Source organism: Pelosinus baikalensis (genome assembly GCF_020819555.1).
GTDB lineage: Bacteria > Bacillota > Negativicutes > DSM-13327 > DSM-13327 > Pelosinus > Pelosinus baikalensis.
The window spans coordinates 1-552 of the sequence record NZ_JAJHJB010000152.1 but is presented as its reverse complement, the minus strand read 5'-3'; the positions used below and the strand labels follow the sequence as shown (position 1 = coordinate 552).

The following is a 552-nucleotide window of genomic DNA, read 5'->3' as shown; positions in this document are numbered from 1 at the left end:
TAGATGGGCTATCCCTTTCTTATCCGTAACATCGACCTGCTTATATTCAATTTTGCCTCCCTTTGCTTCCAACTCTTTTAGTGTTCCTCGTTTTTCTTCATTGAGTGGTGACCGTCCTGTCAAAATTATGGTCGTATCTTTTGCTTTACTTATAATTTCCCGCGTAAAAATACGTCCAAGTCCTCCAATACCCCCAGTAATTAAATATACTCCCTGATCCTTCCAGGGAATTGACGACTTTTCTTGCGAATCTTCTATTTCCTTCCACTCCATAACATACCGTTTCTCATTTTGATACCGAATCTGATAATCCAGAGAATAGCTATTTTCCTCCAATTTTTTCACGACTTCGCCAGTCTCTTCTTCCTGGTCTACTTCAATAATTTGTCCCCTCAGTTTTGGATTCTCAAGCTGCGCCGTTTTTAAAAGTCCGGAAAAACCAGAGAAGAGCCGCCCTTCATTTTGCTTAACAACTACAATCTGAATTAGAATATTCTCTTTCCGTTTATTTTTCATCATACTTTGAATCTGCTCAAAGATTTGAATCGCATA

The 552-nt window shown here is 38.8% G+C and carries 1 protein-coding gene; it reads right to left on the bottom strand.

Annotated elements, in window-relative coordinates:
* Window positions 1-528: KR domain-containing protein (locus LMF89_RS25550; RefSeq protein WP_369412732.1), on the bottom strand; the 528-nt coding region annotated here is incomplete at its 3' end.
* Between the last annotated feature and the right edge of the window lie 24 nt (window positions 529-552).